13 protein-coding genes are annotated in these 13,636 nt (G+C 49.0%); 11 read left to right on the top strand and 2 right to left on the bottom strand.

Annotated features, from left to right (window positions below):
- Nucleotides 1-10 precede the first annotated feature (10 nt).
- The 11 genes from ACN0YR_RS03850 (at nt 11) to ACN0YR_RS03800 (ending at nt 11,630) form a co-directional block, all read left to right on the top strand.
- Nucleotides 11-1,423, top strand: a complete 1,413-nt coding sequence (locus ACN0YR_RS03850) for a c-type cytochrome (protein WP_417847873.1) — start codon at nt 11-13, stop codon at nt 1,421-1,423.
- Between the two features lie 47 nt (nt 1,424-1,470).
- Nucleotides 1,471-2,349 (top strand): cytochrome c oxidase subunit II, encoded by an 879-nt coding sequence (locus ACN0YR_RS03845; RefSeq protein ID WP_417847872.1) that lies wholly within the window; start codon nt 1,471-1,473, stop codon nt 2,347-2,349.
- Nucleotides 2,350-2,454: 105 nt separating this feature from the next.
- A complete protein-coding gene (locus ACN0YR_RS03840; RefSeq protein WP_417847871.1) occupies nt 2,455-4,308 on the top strand; it encodes a cytochrome c oxidase subunit I in 1,854 nt (617 codons plus the stop codon).
- Between the two features lie 143 nt (nt 4,309-4,451).
- A complete protein-coding gene (locus ACN0YR_RS03835) occupies nt 4,452-5,363 on the top strand; it encodes a COX15/CtaA family protein (protein ID WP_417847870.1) in 912 nt (303 codons plus the stop codon).
- Nucleotides 5,360-6,304 carry a heme o synthase gene (gene cyoE / locus ACN0YR_RS03830; RefSeq protein WP_417847869.1) on the top strand — a complete coding sequence of 315 codons (945 nt, stop codon included), beginning with the start codon at nt 5,360-5,362 and terminating at the stop codon, nt 6,302-6,304. Before ACN0YR_RS03835 ends, cyoE begins: the two co-directional genes overlap by 4 nt.
- 40 nt (nt 6,305-6,344) lie before the next feature.
- Complete coding sequence (locus tag ACN0YR_RS03825; RefSeq protein ID WP_417847868.1) at nt 6,345-7,340, top strand: cytochrome c oxidase subunit 3; 996 nt, start codon at nt 6,345-6,347, stop codon at nt 7,338-7,340.
- A gap of 218 nt (nt 7,341-7,558) precedes the next feature.
- Nucleotides 7,559-7,993, top strand: coding sequence for a cytochrome C oxidase subunit IV family protein (locus ACN0YR_RS03820; protein ID WP_417847867.1), 435 nt, complete (start codon nt 7,559-7,561; stop codon nt 7,991-7,993).
- Between the two features lie 254 nt (nt 7,994-8,247).
- Entirely contained in the window at nt 8,248-9,177 is a 930-nt protein-coding gene (locus ACN0YR_RS03815; RefSeq protein ID WP_417847866.1) for an ATP-binding cassette domain-containing protein, read from the top strand.
- Nucleotides 9,174-10,016, top strand: a complete 843-nt coding sequence (locus tag ACN0YR_RS03810) for an ABC transporter permease (protein WP_417847865.1) — start codon at nt 9,174-9,176, stop codon at nt 10,014-10,016. The genes ACN0YR_RS03815 and ACN0YR_RS03810 overlap by 4 nt, the downstream gene beginning before the upstream one ends.
- Nucleotides 10,017-10,045: 29 nt before the next feature.
- Nucleotides 10,046-11,275, top strand: a complete 1,230-nt coding sequence (locus ACN0YR_RS03805) for a DUF420 domain-containing protein (protein ID WP_417847864.1) — start codon at nt 10,046-10,048, stop codon at nt 11,273-11,275.
- A 37-nt stretch (nt 11,276-11,312) separates the two neighbouring features.
- The gene (locus ACN0YR_RS03800; protein ID WP_417847863.1) at nt 11,313-11,630 is read left to right on the top strand and encodes a hypothetical protein; all 318 of its coding nucleotides are present in this window, start codon (nt 11,313-11,315) and stop codon (nt 11,628-11,630) included.
- A gap of 178 nt (nt 11,631-11,808) precedes the next feature.
- Here the strand turns inward: ACN0YR_RS03800 and ACN0YR_RS03795 are convergent, their stop codons facing one another.
- Both ACN0YR_RS03795 and ACN0YR_RS03790 read right to left on the bottom strand, forming a co-directional pair.
- Nucleotides 11,809-11,964 (bottom strand): hypothetical protein, encoded by a 156-nt coding sequence (locus ACN0YR_RS03795; RefSeq protein WP_417847862.1) that lies wholly within the window; start codon nt 11,962-11,964, stop codon nt 11,809-11,811.
- A 265-nt stretch (nt 11,965-12,229) separates the two neighbouring features.
- Nucleotides 12,230-13,576 carry an excinuclease ABC subunit UvrC gene (locus tag ACN0YR_RS03790; RefSeq protein WP_417847861.1) on the bottom strand — a complete coding sequence of 449 codons (1,347 nt, stop codon included), beginning with the start codon at nt 13,574-13,576 and terminating at the stop codon, nt 12,230-12,232.
- Nucleotides 13,577-13,636 lie beyond the last annotated feature (60 nt).

Here is a 13,636-nt window from a genome sequence, read left to right as displayed (position 1 = left end):
TTGCACACTAATGTTGATCTGTCTGACCTCCGGATGTGGTGGAAAACTTGAGTTTTCTAACCGCGAGGAGTACCAGACCCTTTCGCCCTATGCGCAGGATTATCTGGACAAGGTCCTCCTGACGTACTTCGGTGAACCGACCGAAATGGTCGCTTGGGATAAACTTCCCTTGAAGATGCACTACGCACAAGGGACAGTTCAGGAAGGATCTGGACGTCAATTGTCACTAGAACTCACCGATCCGCATACTGCGATTCCAGAGGGGACTGAAGTCCTTTGGATGGGTGGGAACCTGGCGGGACAACCGAGTTCGTGGATCAAAACCTGGAATGAAGAAAAGCATCAAGCGACTCTTGAGATGCCGCTTGCTTCTAATCCTGATGAAGGAACACCGGTCATCCTGGGTCCTGGTGAAATTCTGGCCAATGGACGCATGCTGTACGCCGAACATTGTCAGCATTGCCATGGCGTCACTGGAGATGGAATGGGGCCGACAGCTCCGTACCTGAACCCAAAACCTCGTGATTACCGTAGAGGGATTTTCAAGTTCACAACAACGCAAAGCTCGAAAAAAGCAAGTCGTCATGACCTTAAGAACGTCATTGAAAATGGGGTTCCTGGGACTTACATGCCTTCCTTTAAGCTTCTCACCGAAGAAGAATCGACAGCCATCACAGAATATGTAATGTGGCTAGCGATGCGTGGAGAAGTCGAATACCAGTTAATTCGTTTGCTCGGTGATGGGTACTCCCTTCAAGCTATTGCAGATAGAACTGAAGATGGTTCTGAATCAGCAGTTGAGATTCAAAACGAATTTCTTGAATCAGTAAATGATCCTGATTCGTTACCAGCTGAAGTCGATTCGATTGTCACTCGCCTGGCAAACGACTGGGAATCCTCACAGGAGGAGTCTGCCGAAGTTCGACCTTTGACTCCCCGCGTTCCATATTCGAAAGAATCCATCGCCAAAGGACGTGCACTGTACCTGAAAGACAGCTTGAAATGTGCCCAGTGCCATGGTGAAGCTGGATTTGGAGATGGCTCACAGACACTAGCAGTTTCAAAGGATGAAGCTGGTCAGGATAATGTTGGTCTCGGCCTGTACGACACTTGGGGTCATCCCGTGAAACCAAGAAACCTGCATACCGGCATTTATCGTGGTGGTCGACGTCCTATCGATTTGTATTCTCGATTGTATGCTGGAATTAAGGGAACCCCTATGCCAGCATTCTCGACGACGTTACTTCGTCGATCAAATCCTGAAGATCCAAATTCAGAAATGACAGATGAAGATATCTGGCACCTTGTCAACTACATCTACAGCGTCCCGTTTGAAGATGTTCAAGCTGGCTCGGAATCTCAAACGGTTGATCCCGCACCTGCGAGTGAAGAACCGGTTGAGAACGAGGTTGCAGCGAAGTAGTCTGAATCTTTCAGTTTTGAAGCTTATGACCCGATGAGGTTATTCCCGTGAAGTGGTTTTGGTGTTTATTCTTTGCATTCTGGCCAACTCTAACAGTCGCACTCTGTTTAGCGTCGCCAGGTTTTGGGTGGTGGTTTCCTGGTGAAGCTGCTTCGCCCCTGGGGCAGCGTATTGACGACCTGTTCTATCTGATTCTCATCATTTGCACGATTGCATTTATTGGAACTCAAGCTGGTCTTGCATACGTGTTGTTCCGAGGTGCGTATGATACAGAACCAGAAGCTGTCACCAAGAAAGCCTGGCACTCTCATGGGAGTCATGAACTGGAAGTGATCTGGAGTGTTATCCCAGCGATCGTCCTGCTGTTTATTGCATTTTATCAAATGGACGTTTGGGCTGAATATCGTGTGAAAAGCGCCTTCCCTCGTGATAAGATGGAAACGGCCCTGAAACGAGTGAATCAAAAACGAACAACAAAAGACAGTTTGGCACTTGCAGAAGTCACTGCTCGACAATTCGAATGGCTCATTCGGTATCCCGGCTTCAACGAAGACGGAACCCTGAAGCCACTCATGAAAGACCCTCAGCCAACAGATCTTTACGCTGTTAACGATTTGCACTTGCCAGCAAGTGCTCCTGTAATGATCAACCTGAGAACAATGGATGTTCAGCATTCATTCTTCTTGCCAGAACTACGTATTAAGCAAGATGCAGTTCCGGGATTAACGATTCCGATCTGGCTTGAAGCAAACAAGCAGCAGACATATCAGCTCCTCTGTGCCGAATTGTGCGGATGGGGTCACTACAAAATGAAAGCCCGATTCGTGGCAGAATCGGATGAAAACTTTATTGAATACCTTCGTCAACTGGAGCGTGAACAAAATGAAGATCGCGTTGACGATGAACCAGAATCCAGTGACGAGTAGTTGTCGGAATCCTGCAGAGTAAACATGTCCTCTACGACCATGTTACTTTTTGTGATTTTGCAAACATATTACTTATCATGTGAATAATTTTATTGGAGTGAGGCGGTGAGTTCAGTCGCAGCCACAGCAGATTCAGCCGGACACGATCACGACCATGGGCATCACGCGCATGGAGATGATCATCTTGCTTTGTTAAAAGCCGTTCCTTTCTGGTCTACAGATCACAAGGTTATCGGTATCCAGTTCCTTCTTACCACCTTAGTGATGATGATGGTGGGAGGAGCATTGGCCTTGGGTGTGCGCTGGCAACTTGCATTCCCTTGGGAAAATATGCCCATAATTGGTGCCTTTTTCCCTGCCTCTGCAGGTGGACAGGTCACTCCCGAATTTTACACCATGCTGTTCACTATGCATGCAACAGTGATGATCTTCCTGGTGATCATTCCTGTTCTTGCAGGTGCGTTTGGTAACTTCCTGATCCCACTGATGATCGGTGCGGACGACATGGCGTTTCCGCTGCTGAATGCATTGAGCTTTTGGGTCATGTTACCCGCGATTTTCTTCTTCGGAATGAGTTTCGTCTGGAATGATGGATGGGGACCTAATGCTGGTCCTGGAGCTGGTTGGACTTCGTACCCAGCACTCTCCGCACTTCAGGCAGCTGCACCAGGCTCAGGCTGGGCACAGTTCTGGTGGTTGATGGGTGTGACATGTGTCGGGTTCTCATCGATGATGGGTTCAATCAACTATATGACAACAATCATCAATATGCGTGCTCCTGGAATGACTTTACTCAGGATGCCACTGACCATCTGGGGCATGTTCATTACCGCAGTACTACAGGCATTTGCTCTGCCTGTTTTAACTGCTGCTGGATTTATGCTCGTTGCAGATCGAAGCATGGGAACCTGTTTCTTTATCCCATCCGGATTGGTCGTGAACAATGCCGTTCCGACCGTTGGTGGCGGACAGACACTTCTTTGGCAGCACCTGTTCTGGTTCTATTCACACCCAGCTGTGTACATCATGGTTCTACCCGCGATGGGAATGGTTTCAGATATGCTCGCTTGCATGTCCCGCAAACCTATCTTCGGATACAAGCCGATGGTTTACTCACTGGCAGCCATTGCTGGACTCGGATTTATCGTGTGGGGTCACCACATGTTTATCTCGGGAATGAATCCAGCACTCGGAATGACTTTCATGATTTCAACAATCATGATTGCTCTTCCATCAGCAGTGAAGGTGTTCAACTGGATCGGTACGATCTGGGGTGGAAAGCCCGAGTTTAATGTCATCTTTTTGAATTGTGTCGCCTTCGTCTCAATGTTTATCGTCGGTGGACTCTCCGGAATTTTCATGGCAGCAGTCCCTGTCGACATCTACATCCACGACACCTACTTCATTGTAGCTCACTTCCACTATGTCCTCTTCGGATCAACATTGTTTGCAGTCTTCGGGGCGATTCATTTCTGGTACCCGAAAATGTTCGGTCGCTTCATGAGTGAAGGCTGGGGGAAGCTTCACTTCTTCCTGACATTCATTGGTTTCAACGGAACGTTCTTCCCAATGCACCTGCTGGGTGTCGCTGGAATGCCGCGACGTTATGCAGACCCTTACCTGTACCCTTATCTTGAACATCTCCTCCCGCTGAATCAATTCATGACGGTTTGTGCAGCCATTATGGGATTTGCACAGTTCATCCTGATCGGAAACTTCATCTTCAGCCTGTTTTCTAGTCGCAAGGCTGGTCGAAATCCATGGAATGCGAATGGACTCGAATGGCACGCACCGTCGCCTCCTGGACATGGAAACTTCGATATTCCAGCAGTTGTTTATCGTGGCCCATACGAATACTCCAGCCCTGAACATGATTCTGACTATTGGCCGCAAGCCGAGGCTCCAAGACCGGTTGTTGACCACGATTCAGAAGCATCACCGAAAATTGCTCCAGCCTAACTCTGTATGAATCATCAGTCCGTTCCCGCAGTCCAAAATCACTCCGGAAACCGAAAACGTGAAGTTGCCGATAAGTTCTCATGTCCCAAATCGATCAGACAAACTGGTTTCGCCGCCTCGCCGTTACGGCGGTAGGTCTGACGATGATCACACTGATCTTCGGGGCATTGACGACATCGAAAAACGCTGGGATGGCCTTTCGAGATTGGCCGACTTCTGACGGGCATATGATGATCACCTATCCCTGGCTGAGCGACTTCGCAAAAGACTGGGATAAATTTTTGGAGCATGGTCACCGTTTAGCTGGAATGGTGATTGGAATCTGGTCAATCATTCTTGTTGTTTTTGCATTCATGACAAAACAACGACGCACGCTGAAAGTCCTTTCTGTTTGCGCGTTGCTTGGTGTCATATTACAGGGCTTGCTGGGCGGCTTCCGTGTTCAACTTGATGAACGTGGTCTGGCCATGGTCCATGGGGCGTTTGCGGCTCTTGTCTTTTCAATTATGGGGGCACTTATTGTGCTCTCAGGAAAGCAGTGGGAAGCACCTGAAGCTGAAACGGAACGCTCCACAATGACCATCATGAAGGTCTTGTCGGTGCTGCTGCTGACGATTCTGGTCATCCAGTATCTGTTTGGCGGAATGATTCGTCACCGCGGATCAGGGTTACACGAACACCTTGCATTGGGATTTGTTTCACTCGGATTGATTTTTGTCAATTTCACCTTTTGTAGTTTTTCAAACGTTTCCTGGTTAAGAAAATCTGGCCTTCTGCTCCTTCTTATTGGTATCGGCCAGGTCGGTCTCGGATTAGGTGCATGGGTTTTGAAGTTTGGATTTACACCGACTGGATTTGTTGCCATCAGTGATTCAATTCAACAGGTTACGTTACGTACGGCACACACTGTCTGGGGAATTGTTACTTTCCAGACTGCCTTTGTGCATTTATTAAAAGTTTACCGTGTCGGCACTGTTTCAAAATTTTCGGATACCAAGCCGATGACGGCCCGAAGTTCCAAACAGGTTTTCGCTGTTGAAGGGGGGCAGGAATGAGTACATCTGTTATGAATCCTGTGCGTTCCAATTCTGCAGTGAAAGAACTGGAACAACGCTCCTCAATCGCTACCCGTCTGGCCTGCTACGCAGAGATGGCAAAGCCACGTATCGCTTTGATGGTGCTGCTCTCAATGGGAGTTGGCTACCTGCTCGGTTCAGAAGGTGTGTGGAGATTAACACCGCTGCTGAATGCCAGCATTGGAGTCGTCCTTGCAGTCTTTTCAGCGAGTGCGTTGAATCAAGTTTACGAACGACACACAGACGCCAAGATGGCGAGGACAGAGAATCGTCCACTCCCTTCCGGGAAATTGACAACTTCTGAAGTGTTGCTGTTTGCGATTGCTTGCTCAATCGTCTCGTTCATCTATCTTTTGCTGACGGTGAATCCACTGACAGCGGTACTCACTGCAACGACTACAGTTTTGTATGCTGGTGTCTACACACCGTTAAAGCGTCACACTACATTTTGCACTGCAGTCGGGGCAATTCCTGGTGCTGCTCCGCCAGTTTTAGGATGGGTTGCAGCGGGGGGCTCACTCGACATTGTCGCGTTTTCGCTGTTCGCCATTTTATTTGTCTGGCAGTTTCCACACTTTTTGGCGATTGCCTGGATGTATCATGATCAATACGCTGGAGCTGGCCTGAAAATGGTGCCGGGGGCAGGTCGCCCTAAGGTTATCGGCGCGATTTCGCTGGGCTATGCACTGGTTCTGTTACCTGTCAGTTTACTACCAACTCACTTTGGGTTGGCTGGTGATTTTTATGCGGTCGTAGCAATTCTGTTGGGGATTGTGTACGCAGTCGCTGCATTTGGTTTTTATCGAGACGAATCGCGTCAACAAGCGAGACGATTACTGTTTGCTTCGCTGATCTACCTTCCCGGTGTGTTGCTGGCGATGACATTCGATCACTTACGATTATTGAACGAAATCCTTTAGGTTTGACTCGCGGTTTTTCCGCAATAGAGGTTGTATTTCCATGTCGCATTCACACCATCCTCCCGCCATGAAGATGGGTTTGCCGATTACCGATGCCAAGCTTGGTATGTGGTTGTTTCTCGGCACGGAGATCATGTTTTTCACAGCATTCATCGGTTCGTACATTGTGCTGTATTTCGGATCGGTCGATGCCACCGGAAAATCCGCCTGGCCGGTCGATACGGACGTCACCCATATCAAGATTTGGGCTGGTGGTTTAAATACATTCATCCTGCTGGCTTCGAGCTACTTTGTCGTTGTCGCACATGAATCGATGGGAAAGCGAGATTACGCTAAAGCTCGAAAATTCCTGGGGCTGACTTTCTTGTTTGCCTGTGTGTTTATGGGAATTAAAGGATACGAATACTACGGTAAGTTTTCTCACGAAATCGTCCCTGGAAAAATCCCTGAAACAGAAATGCAGGCGATTCAGAAGATGGAATCTGATATCGAAGCCAGATTCCATTCTCGGCTTGATGCACTCGTTCCGAACTCAGCGATCGTCAATTCAGAAGGCGAGATGCCTGCGACCCAAGCGATGGTTTACTACCGCAAAGCTGCGGTTCTTCCGCAAGAGATTGAAGCATCTGAAGGCGAAAAGAAAAAGAATCTCCAAGCCGTTTCTGCCTTGAATACCGAAGTCAGTCAGCTCAAAGAGAAGATCTCCGCAAACTCTCTGACGTACGAACAAGCGGACACTCTCCTGCATCATATGGAAAAGGATGAGCAGTACGGCTCTCTGTTAAAGGGGCTGCACCTGTCACATCCGATCGTCTATGGAAACCTGTTTGCCTCGACATACTTTCTAATTACCGGATTCCACGCCATCCACGTGATTGTTGGAATGATCTTGTTTGGCACCGCACTCGCTCAAGGAAGTAAACTCAACGAACGTTGGTCAAACTGGGTTGAGAACAGTGGCCTGTACTGGCACTTTGTCGACTTAGTCTGGATTTTCGTGTTTCCGTTGCTATATATCATTCCCGGCAACATTTAGAACATTGCGAATATTGGTCGTGCCCGTGATCATCACATTCACGACTTCACAGGCCGTTCGGCACGAAGCTGAACGAGAAGACCAACATTTGATTTACGCTACTGTTGACATTCCTTCAGACTGAACGCAGACGTATTTTCATCGATCTTCGGATCGGTTCAACCTGAATCACGTTTCGCTGAGCGTTTCGACGTTACAGCACTTAGAAATAAGGCCCAATGATGGACCAGTCACACGCTCAATCACAACATCACGTGAACTACTTTTTGGTTTTCATGGGTCTGTGTGTTTGCACTGCGTTGTCTGTGATATTTGATGTTGTTGAGATGTCACCAACCTTGGTTGTGGTTGCCGTGTTAGCTGTAGCGGTGGCCAAAGCATCCTTCGTGTTAAGATACTTCATGCACTTGAAGTTTGAAGGACGCTGGAAATTCGTCATCCTGATGCCGACAGTCATTTTGTCAGTTGGGCTGATGATTGGCCTCGCTCCCGACGTCGCGATGCACTACTACGATTACAACGCCATGCAGACGAGCCTAACCGCGCATCACAACGAAGAGGGATACGGAGAAGGACATAACGACCATAATGGTGAGACCGCCACTGAAGCTGAAGCGAAGCCAAAAGCGAAAGCGCAGCCAGCTGGTCATTGATCGCTATACAAGAAAATCGTGAGCACTACTTAAAACGAGGCGCATTATTGTGTCTCCGTGAAGATCATTGATCTCATCGCATTTGTGAGTGTCTCGAGAGCAAAACCAATATGAGTTATCACGACCTGCCTCGTAGCAAGCAGTTTGTGAATTCGTGAAAGTGATCATCACGGCCACGGCAAGCGGTGAAAGAGGCTCTCATATCTTCTACCGGTTTCAAAATTGAAGCCTGTTTCTGACGTACAGGATGGTTCATGCCAGCCGTTGAAGTCGAACAACTTGTGTTTCGATATGGAGATCGCGTTGCTCTGAATGACGTTGGGTTTACAGTTCCGGCCGGGGATGTCTTCGGTCTGCTGGGACCAAACGGAGGAGGAAAGTCCACGCTGTTTCGCGTCCTCTCAACTCTTCTTCCTATTCAAGAAGGGAACGCCCGGGTTTGTGGGCATTCCGTGTCAGCTGAGCCCGACGCAGTCCGCCGCTGCATTGGTGTGACGTTTCAATCTCCCAGCCTGGATCTCAAGTTAACTGTTGCTGAAAATCTGAAACATCAAGGGCATCTCTACGGTCTATACGGAGCAGAGCTTCGAACACGATGCCAAACGGTCATGGCACAACTGGGCGTCGAGGACCGAGCGAAAGATTATGCTGAGAAGCTTTCTGGTGGTTTGAAACGCAGAGTCGAAATCGCAAAGTCGCTATTGCACTCTCCGGAACTCTTATTGCTTGACGAGCCAAGTACCGGTCTCGATCCCAGAGCGCGTCATGATTTGTGGGAAACCTTGTTGAATCTGCAAAAGGAATCCGAAGTCACAATTCTTGTCACGACACACCTGATGGAAGAAGCTGCCCGATGTGGCCGACTCGGAATTCTCGATGAGGGAAAATTGATTGCTTTAGGGACACCTGATGAACTTCAGGCGATGGTCGGTGGTGACAGCCTCACCATCCAGGCAGAAAACCAAGACCAACTTGCCGCTCAGCTTCGTGATCAATTGCATGTTGACGTTCAGAAGATCGGAGAGACGCTGCGGATTGAACAAGAGAATGGTCACGAACTTCTCGTCCAAATTGCGACGCAATTCCTTGGGCAGTTTCAGAACCTGACGCTTGGAAAGCCAACTCTTGAGGATGTATTTATCAAATTGACCGGGCGGCGTTTAGACGAAGGTGAAGCAGCATGAGCAGCACCACACAGGCTCAACGTTCCCCGTTATGGACAGCGACCTGGACACTGGCTGTCCGTGAGGTCGTCCGATTTTTGCGACAACGATCACGCGTGATTGGTGCTGTCGGTCAACCGGTTGTCTTCTGGATTCTCTTTGGGGCTGGATTGCATGGATCTTTTGCAATGCCTGGGACCGAGGGTGAGAACGCCCTTTCGTTTCAGGAGTATTTTCTTCCGGGCGTGGCCGTCCTGATTGTCCTGTTCACGTCGATCTTTTCTTCAATCTCGGTCATTCAAGACCGAAACGAAGGGTTCATGCAAGGAGTGTTGGTCGCTCCTGTTCCACGTTCTGCGATCGTACTAGGCAAAGTTCTCGGCGGAACAGCTTTGGCATTGTTTCAGGCGTTCTTGTTCCTCATCGTGGCTCCTCTGTTACAATTTGTGAATCTTGCGCCCGAAATGAGTTTTGCATTCTCACTGTCGAGCATGATTCAGGCAGCTTTGTTCTTATTTTGGATATCTCTAGGTCTGACAGCCTTGGGATATCTCTTTGCCTGGAAAATTGATTCCGTTCAGGGATACCATGGAGTAATGAGCGTTGTCTTATTGCCGATGTGGTTGTTATCGGGAGCGTTCTTTCCCGGTTCAGGTTCTGTCTGGATGAGCTGGATCATGCGATTGAACCCGTTGACCTACGGGGTTGCAGGTTTGAGGCGAACGCTCGTCGAGAACCAGGCACTGCTGACGGATTCTCCATCGAAAGCAACATGTATCATAGTGACAGTTGGATTCGCGATGGTCTGCCTGCTCATTGATGTTTGGATCACACGCCGAGACCCAGCGGTGGCCTCATGATTGGATTCTATTACGAAAATCGATGCATTATGAATTCTTCTCGATGGCAGGTGCTGTCATTGTGCCTTGTCGCGTATTGTTTGCTTGCCTGCATGACGTGCGGGGAACTCTTCGCGGATGATGAAGCTCCTGCAGAAATCCCAGAAAATCAGGTTCTGGAACCGGGAGAAACTCTGCCCCTGACCTATCGACGCAGCGCGTACGATCAACCTCAAGTCTGGAATCCGGACGAAGTTGACGACTTCACACTGGTTGATCAGACAGGAGAAGAATTCACGAAAGAAGATTTGCTCGGCAAACCATGGATCGTGAACTTCATCTTCGCTCAGTGTCCGCATCAGTGTCCAATGACATCTCGGATGATGATGGAATTCGATAAAACGGTCTCCGATGTCGATATGCGCATGGTGACAATTACCGTCAATCCCGAAGAAGATACCGTCGAGATCATGCGAAAGTATGCCGACATCTGGGAAGCTGACCCCAAGCGATGGTTGTTTGCAACCGGAGATCCCGTACAAGTCTGGAAGCTGATTCGCGAAGGTTTTAAAGTGACCGCGTGGGAAAACGTGGGGACTGCACGCCAACCGGGAATGGAGTTTGCGCACGACAACAACATCATTCATGTCGATGCTGCCGGAAAAATTCTCGGTCGTTACAACTCCATCGACCCGAAAGAGATGTCGGTGTTGCGCCGCGTCCTGAAAGGGGACATTGAAACCCCGGACGAGTATCGTCCCGTCGTCATCGAAGCGCGTGAAGCACAGCAAGCTTCCGTTCTGGAATATATGAAAACGGTCAAGGTCGACCCTCTCGCAAAGCTTCCCTACTGGGCGAATCGGTTGCCTGCCACGAACGCAATGCTCAACGCACTCGCCACACTCTTGCTGATGCTCGGATATACAGCGATCAAAGCGAAGCTCACCGGTTTGCATAAAAAACTAATGCTGTATGCATTCGGCGTCTCCTGTGTGTTTTTGATTTCCTACCTGGCCTACCATTTTGCCCTGCACCATTACGCTGGTGTCCGTGGGAAACCGTTTGAGCAGACTGGAACGATTCGAACTGTCTATTTCTCAATATTGATCAGCCATGTTATCCTAGCTGCAATGGTTCCCGTTTTAGCGTTAGTTACGATCACCAAAGGACTTCGGCAGAACTGGGAGTCACATCGAAAGTGGGCAAAAGTCACTTTCCCAATCTGGCTGTACGTGTCGATCACAGGTGTTATCATTTACTGGATGTTGTACAAGCTTTAACCAAGCCTTGACCAACTCAACAAAACAGGTCGATTCAATGTTTAAGCAAATTCGAATTTTACTCGTCGCACTCGTTCTCTCGAGTGGTTTCTTCATGACCAGCCCATCTCAGGCATGCCCGATGTGTGCTGTGGCGAATGAAGATGCGCAAGATGATGTCACACTAGCTCGACCTCGCGCTTACATGTACAGCATCCTGTTCATGTTGGCGATGCCAGCCACCATGTTCACTGCGTTTGGGATCTCTTTCTACCGACTCTCTCAAAAAAGAACTGCCATGCATGAAGAAATGCTGACGACGGGTCATTCCGACTCAGAAGGTTCTATTAACCCATCAGCATCCGCTGAGGATTGATCAATGTCACATTGATCGATGTCGTATTGATCAGTGTCGTGTGGCAGGCTTTAGATATCCCCGGAGCATGCCCGCGAAGTCTTTTAGCTGGTTAAAATGACGTTTAGGAGATCCGCCACTGCCGGTTGATTTTCACAACAGCACACGACAGCAATTGTGCCCGCATCGGAATCGATTATTAGCGAGCCGATTTCATCATCAGGTAGCCAAGTACAAAGACTACGACGAGAACCATCCCGTACTGTGCCGGTGACAGGTGCTCCCAAAAATCAAATGCGTAACGCTTATAGGTACGCATATAATGGTAGAATGACATTGCCAAGAAGGGCGACATGGGATGTACCTCGAACGGTCCGCTTTGAAGGGGGAATCTCTTCAAAACCCTACGTCATGAAGGTGTCGAGGCAACTCAGTTTCACAGAAACTGCTTACGAATGATCAGGACAATCATTTCAATCGCTTTATTACGCTTGTCCGATACTCCTCTCACGTAACGACTGTGCTTCTCCATGTGTCGTGCCATCCCGAAGAGAGGGGCCCGTAGCGACATCAGAGCGGCATTCACAGAATGCAGCGTGGCCCAAAAAACTCGAAGCGCTCTATTCGAAAGTTGCTTTTCTGCGGAGCGTGTGGTGATACGACTGCGCGAAGCGGTGTGATTCATCGCGTACATATTGCAACAGCCGCAGAGCGTAAGAATGCCGGCTAAGGCGTTTTGGTTCCGACTCTCCGGGAACGAAGATTTCTTCCTCGCGTTTCGCTAGCGAGATCGTAAAGGGAGGATCGATTTCGAGAACGCGCATCGCCTCCATGGCTGCGCTGAGTTGCCCCTTCCCGCCATCGATCAACAGAATGTCGGGGTAGGCTCCCCCCTCTTGTGAAAGTCGCCTCAGTCGACGGCCGACAACTTCTCGTATTGAAGCAAAGTCGTCGACTCCCTCGACGGTGCGGATTTTGTAACGCTTATAGCCATGCTTGAATGGAAGCCCATCGATGAACTGGACGAGGCTGGCAACGGTTTCGCCTCCTTGTAGATGAGCGATATCGACCCCCTCAATCACACGTGGAACTTTATCAAGATTGAAGACTTGCTTGAGACCGCGCAGCCCTTTTTTCGGGTCGATATAAAAGACCTCCGGCTGAACATGATCTTCCAGATTTCCACGCAAATTCAAACTATCAAGAGCTTTGATTTCATCCCGTATTCTTGCAGCTTTTTCGAATTTGAGTTCCTTGGATGCCAGCTGCATATCCTTCTTCAGTTCTCTCAGAAGTTTGACCTTCTTGCCGTCCAGAAACATCCTCAATCGGCGGATGTCTTCTCGGTATTCCTCTTTGCTGATTCGCAAATTACAGGGGGCTGTGCATTGGTCGATGCTGGCAAGCAAACAGGGACGAAACCACTTCCAACGTTCGTCCTCTTCCTCGATTTCTAGCGGGCACGTTCGAAACTTAAAGATCTTTTGAAGGACAGAGATCGTCCCACGCAGTTTTTTGGCTGAAGTGAACGGGCCATAAAGCTTCACCCCTTTCGTTTCCGGCTTTCTGGTGAATTCGACTCGCGGAAACTCTTCGTTGATTCTAATTTGCAAGTACGGGAACGTTTTGTCGTCTTTGAGTTCCTGGTTGAATTTCGGCTGAATATCTTTGATCAATCGCGATTCGAGAAGCAGCGCGTCGACCTCAGATTCTGTCTTGATGAAATCGATATCTGCAATCTCAGTAACCAGACTCGCCGTGCGCTGATCGACAGTTGCAGCGGAAGTGAAGTAACTGGAAGCGCGACTACGGAGTTGAAGTGCTTTCCCGATGTAGATGACACGCCCCAGGTTGTCTTTCATCAAGTAGACGCCCGGAGTCTGTGGAAATGTTTTGACTTTCTCCTCCGGTGGGACCGCAGGAGTGGTTGGAGATTGAGTTTCCAGGTTGTCTACAGACTCATCCATGACGCAGCTTTATATCGTGTTGATTCGACGAGAGATTCTGAAGCCGCTCGACTGGACGAC

It is taken from the genome of Thalassoglobus sp. (assembly GCF_048270125.1).
GTDB lineage: Bacteria > Planctomycetota > Planctomycetia > Planctomycetales > Planctomycetaceae > Thalassoglobus.
Note: the sequence above shows the minus strand (reverse complement) of the source record. Positions and strands in the feature narration are given on the sequence as shown.

Bases quoted from the DNA above. Each gene is read 5' to 3' on its own strand.
- ACN0YR_RS03850 (WP_417847873.1), top strand. From the start codon at position 11: ATGTTGATCTGTCTGACCTCCGGATGTGGTGGAAAACTTGAGTTTTCT.
- ACN0YR_RS03835 (WP_417847870.1), top strand. From the start codon at position 4,452: ATGATCACACTGATCTTCGGGGCATTGACGACATCGAAAAACGCTGGG.
- cyoE (WP_417847869.1), top strand. From the start codon at position 5,360: ATGAGTACATCTGTTATGAATCCTGTGCGTTCCAATTCTGCAGTGAAA.
- ACN0YR_RS03825 (WP_417847868.1), top strand. From the start codon at position 6,345: ATGTCGCATTCACACCATCCTCCCGCCATGAAGATGGGTTTGCCGATT.
- ACN0YR_RS03820 (WP_417847867.1), top strand. From the start codon at position 7,559: ATGATGGACCAGTCACACGCTCAATCACAACATCACGTGAACTACTTT.
- ACN0YR_RS03815 (WP_417847866.1), top strand. From the start codon at position 8,248: ATGCCAGCCGTTGAAGTCGAACAACTTGTGTTTCGATATGGAGATCGC.
- ACN0YR_RS03810 (WP_417847865.1), top strand. From the start codon at position 9,174: ATGAGCAGCACCACACAGGCTCAACGTTCCCCGTTATGGACAGCGACC.
- ACN0YR_RS03805 (WP_417847864.1), top strand. From the start codon at position 10,046: ATGAATTCTTCTCGATGGCAGGTGCTGTCATTGTGCCTTGTCGCGTAT.
- ACN0YR_RS03800 (WP_417847863.1), top strand. From the start codon at position 11,313: ATGTTTAAGCAAATTCGAATTTTACTCGTCGCACTCGTTCTCTCGAGT.
- ACN0YR_RS03795 (WP_417847862.1), bottom strand. From the start codon at position 11,964: ATGTCGCCCTTCTTGGCAATGTCATTCTACCATTATATGCGTACCTAT.
- ACN0YR_RS03790 (WP_417847861.1), bottom strand. From the start codon at position 13,576: ATGGATGAGTCTGTAGACAACCTGGAAACTCAATCTCCAACCACTCCT.